The sequence below is a fragment of the Sulfuricurvum sp. genome (assembly GCF_022759005.1).
Lineage (GTDB): Bacteria > Campylobacterota > Campylobacteria > Campylobacterales > Sulfurimonadaceae > Sulfuricurvum.
On the sequence record NZ_JAEMQA010000027.1, the window covers coordinates 18,696 to 23,369 of the forward strand.

Annotated in this window: 4 protein-coding genes; 1 reads left to right on the plus strand and 3 read right to left on the minus strand. The window is 45.1% G+C overall.

Annotated elements, in window-relative coordinates; translation table 11 throughout:
* The 3 genes from JHC35_RS01335 to JHC35_RS01345 form a co-directional block, all read right to left on the minus strand.
* On the minus strand, positions 1-847 hold an 847-nt coding region (locus JHC35_RS01335), incomplete at its 3' end, for a TonB-dependent receptor plug domain-containing protein (protein ID WP_295041580.1).
* Positions 848-879: 32 nt separating this feature from the next.
* Positions 880-1,812, minus strand: a complete 933-nt coding sequence (locus JHC35_RS01340; RefSeq protein WP_295041581.1) for a GGDEF domain-containing protein — start codon at positions 1,810-1,812, stop codon at positions 880-882.
* Between the two features lie 176 nt (positions 1,813-1,988).
* The gene (locus tag JHC35_RS01345) at positions 1,989-3,197 is read right to left on the minus strand and encodes a putative glycoside hydrolase (RefSeq protein WP_295041582.1); all 1,209 of its coding nucleotides are present in this window, start codon (positions 3,195-3,197) and stop codon (positions 1,989-1,991) included.
* Positions 3,198-3,313: 116 nt separating this feature from the next.
* On the opposite strand from JHC35_RS01345, the gene JHC35_RS01350 reads away from it, so the two are divergent.
* Positions 3,314-4,674: DEAD/DEAH box helicase (locus tag JHC35_RS01350; RefSeq protein ID WP_295041583.1), on the plus strand; the 1,361-nt coding region annotated here is incomplete at its 3' end.

Sequence of the window (4,674 nt, forward strand, 5' to 3'; positions counted from 1 at the left end):
GAAAAAAATATCCGCTTTCGATATACCATGAGGGGAGCGTTTGTTTTCCTTCGGCATTGGGTAAAGCGTTCAGATTTCCAAAAGCACTGCCGGTTTCGAAACGGTTAAATCGCCCTTTTAGATAAAAATCATCATACGTATACGTCAAACCGAAACCGACTTGTTGTGAATTGAGCGGTGCATATCCGGAATGCGCATATTTATCGGTTACTTTGATTGGAGAAGTCGCATCATCGCTTTGTGTAAAAAAATCGCTTGCGATTTTCCATTTGTCCGCACGATAAGAGTATAAAAAGCCGGCTTGTCGATAAGAGTCGCTTCCGAAACTGCCGTATATGACTCCGTTGCGTTCTTTGTTCTCGTTTTTTGCATACGTGATGACATTGATAGTCCCTGAATAGCCGTTGACTCCGTCAATAAAACTTCCCGAACCTCGGACAACCTCGATTCTCTCAATCAGCTCAATGGGAAAGTTTAGATACCCGTTGTAACTATCAAATGCTCTATCATTGACGACTACCCCATCAATCGCCAGTTTTGTTTGACCGTAGGCGAGGGGATTTGATCCTCGGATGATGGGGGTACGATTATTGATGGTGTCTCCCATCATATCGATTCCCGGAATCAGCATGATGGCATCTTTGAGGGTATGTGCTCCGAAAGCAACGAGCTCATTTTGCTGCCAAACAGAGAGGATAAACGGTTGATAGTCGATATTGTGATTTGACTGCGTCGCTAATTGTTCCGTAGTACTCAAGTCATCATTGAGTGTTGTGATCAACTGTTGATCAGCTGCACAGAGTGCCAAAGGTAAATAGGACAGGGTCAGTATAGATCTAAATTTCAAATGTCATCCTTAAGCATTCTAAAAATGGGCTATTATTCATCCAACAAAACGGTACGATTTTTTCCCTCTTTTTTGGCACGATAGAGTGCCTTATCGGCTCGGGCGATAAATTCATCATAGGTATCACCTGCACGGTGAATGGTTGCACCTACACTGATAGTCATTTTGATGTTTTGCCCTGAATAAATGAGGTGGCTTTGTTCGATTTTTGATCGAATTTTGTCGGCTATCTCAAAAGCTTTTTGTTTGTCGCATCGCTTTAGCAGCACGCTAAACTCTTCTCCGCCGTATCGATAGACTTTGTCTCCGCTGCGAAGCACCGATTTAATCATTTGGGCAAGAAAGTAGAGTACTTTGTCCCCTGCAACATGACCGTATTGATCGTTGATGTTTTTAAAATTATCGGCATCGATCATCAAGAGGACCATCGGAAGTGTTTTGTTTTTTCCGGCTTCGATAGCACTATTCAAATCCTCTATTAGCCCTTTACGATTGGTTATTTTGGTTAACGGATCGATAGTCAGCTGTGTAATGGTCTCTTGAAGCTCGTGAGAGAGCTCATCAATTTTATTTTGAGCTTTTTTGAGTTCAATCGACATGTTTTGGGCAAGTTCGCTGAGTCCGTCAACAAAATTAACACATCTCTCAACCCCTTCTAGTGGAGCCTTGCTAATATAGTTTTCTTGTAATTGTGCAACATGAGAAATATCGGCATGCGCTTCTACAAAAGATTCGATGCTTCGATGGGCAAGATCAAGGTATCGGGTTAGATCATTGTCCGAAATAATCGTGTTATCATAGCTGTTTTGCAAGGCAAGCAACTCTTGATCTCCTGATTGGGCGATCAGACTATCAAAGTACTTTTTGTAATGGTGGGGAAGGGGAGGCAGTCCTAAGGAGTCAAGCAAATTGAGCGTTTGATCATGAATTAAAGATATTTTTTTATTGACCGCGGAATGACTCATTAAGGCTCCTTTGAAACATGAGTGATTGTAGCATTTTTGTGATAAATTTTATCCTTGTATTGTGAAGTTTTGCGCTTTTGTATACAGTGCGTATAATTTTTCTGCACTTATATGAAGCTTGATAGCAAGCCTGTATCCTATTTTTAGTTTACAGGAAGATTATACATCTAAAAATCTTACTTGAGTCCTTGCGTTGAGTAAACGTTACGCGGATTCCAAAGAATCCATCCGCAGCTGCCGAATGCCTCTGCGGCGGATATTTGATCCCGAATCTCTTTGGCACCGTAAATGCGACGGTCGAAGGCGTAATCTTTGAATGCTTGAAGCCATGGACGATACGATAATGGAGAGGTACCCGATTTTTGGAGGGCTTTATCCAGCGAGAGCTTCACGATTTCATAATTGGCCTTTACCGGATCGGGATATCCCGGAATACCTGCATTAAATCCGGATGGATAAAGCATCGGTGAGAGATAATCGACGTACGGAGAGAGGGCATCAACCCGCTGACCGATCTCGATATCGGCGTCATGCCAGCTGACGTAACCGAAGATATCCGCAGATATGAAGACGTTATACGGAGTTAAGCGCGTTCGTGCCGCTTCCAAAAAGCTTGTGATCGCTTTTACCCGCTCGGCTTGAGTGTTTTCAACCGAAAATTTTACCCCTTTGCGATCCGGGAAACGGACATAATCGAACTGAATTTCATCAAATCCCGCTGCCGCCGCTTCTGCTGCTATATTGATGATGTATTCACGCGGTTCTTTTCGTGACGGGTCAATCCAATAGAGTCCCTCTTTGTCTTTAAAAAGTGAGCCATCGGTAGTATGGACACCCATCTCAGGATGTGCCGTTACATACGGTGTATCTTTAAACGAGACGACGCGAGCGATGACATAAATCCCCTCTTTGTGCAAATCGGCAACGAATTTTTTGACATCTTTGAATAAAACAACCTCTTGAGCCCCGATCGCGTTTGCGACAGGATTGGCGGTTTTAAATGCGATTTGTCCGCGATCCATTTTTACGTCGATAACGAATGCATTGATTTCTGTCGTTTCAAGGATATGTTTCGCATTCCCCATGATTTTGCTACTGGTGGCACCAAAACTGGAGAGATAGAGTGCTTTTGGGGTAAACGGGTTCAAATACATTTTTCCGCTACCCTTGTAAAATTTACGATCATATCCCACGGCGCGTACGCCGATAATCGGGGATGATGGCACTTTAAAAGAGCCGTTGCAATCACTGCGGTACTCTTTTCCTTGTGAAACGATGATAGCGTTAGCTATCGGTTTAGACGTTTTTTTATCCAAAACGGTCCCGCTGATAAAAGCCCCCCATGTCAATGAAATGGCCGTGGCTAATACAAGTAATGCTCTCAACTCTAACCCCTGTAATCTGATGGCGACATCGTAGCAAAAAATAGTCCAAAATAGGGAGGTTTGAAGCGACAAAATGGTACCATTCACCAACAATATACCAAAAAGGTACACTTTACATGTCATTTACGACTTTAGGGCTGAGTCCCCATCTTCTCGAAACACTCGACGAAATCGGATACACTGAACCGACACCGATCCAAAAAGAGGTGATTCCTCTCGTATTGCGGGGGCGTGATATTTTGGGCGCTGCCCAAACGGGGACGGGAAAAACCGCCGCATTCGCTCTACCGATTCTCCATAAACTCATGAGTGAACGCGATGCGAAACAGAGTATCGCCAGAGCATTGGTAATCGTACCGACTCGCGAATTGGCTTCTCAGGTCGGTGATGCGATCAAAACTTACGCGCAGGGGAGTGAACTCACAATTCTTTCCCTTTTCGGCGGAGCCAATATGGCTCGCCAAGCCAAAGAACTATCCGAAGGGGTGGATATTATCGTTGCGACTCCGGGGCGGTTGATCGAGCTGAACAAACAGGGGCATGTTCCCCTCTCTCGAATCGAGTTTTTGGTGTTTGATGAAGCCGATACGATTTTCGATATGGGATTTATCCGTGAAGTAGAGCAGATTATTGATTTGCTCCCGATCAAACGGCAAAATATGCTTTTTTCGGCGACCATGACGGGTGCGGTTAAACAATTGAGCGAAAAAATTCTCAAAAAACCGTTATTGGTAGAGATCGACAACCTCAAAGCTGCCGACATGACGCTTCGTCAAGTCGTCCATCCTGTCGAAAAAGAGCGTAAAAAAGAGTTGTTATCCTACCTCATCGGCTCCAACAACTATCCGCAGGTTCTCGTCTTTACCCGTACCAAAACGGAAGCGGATGAAGTGAGTGCGGAGCTAGCGGCTAGCGGACTCAAAAACGTCGTCATCCACGGGGATAAAAAACACGGAGCACGCGATCGTGCATTGAGTGAGTTTCGAGAGGGGAAAGCCCGTATTCTTGTCGCGACCGACATCGCGGCACGCGGTTTGGATATTGATGGGCTCGATGTTGTCATCAACTACGATATTCCTCACGTTGCTACCGATTATCTCCACCGTATCGGACGGACGGGACGCGCGGGCAAGGACGGAGTAGCGATTACGCTTCTCTCCTCCGCGGAACATATCTCATGGAAAAAAATCATCACGATGCTCGGTAAAAACGTCGAGACGATTGTGGTAGCGGGATTTGAGCCGCCGGCGGAGAACCCTCTGGTCAAAACACGAGGGAAAAGTCTCTCCAAAGAGGGAGAGAAAAAAGGCAAAACGGCGGGTGCGTTTGGAAACAAACGCAAAAAAGCTCCCGTTCAGCCAAAACACATCGGTAAGCGTGGACCGCGTGTGGCACGTGATGAATCTACTGGTAATGAAAAGAGCAATAGTGCTTTCGGTAATACAAAAAAACCCTCACCGAAAAAATCGGGCGGACG

Coding starts and splice junctions, on each gene's coding strand:
- JHC35_RS01340 (WP_295041581.1), bottom strand. CDS start 1,812: ATGAGTCATTCCGCGGTCAATAAAAAAATATCTTTAATTCATGATCAA.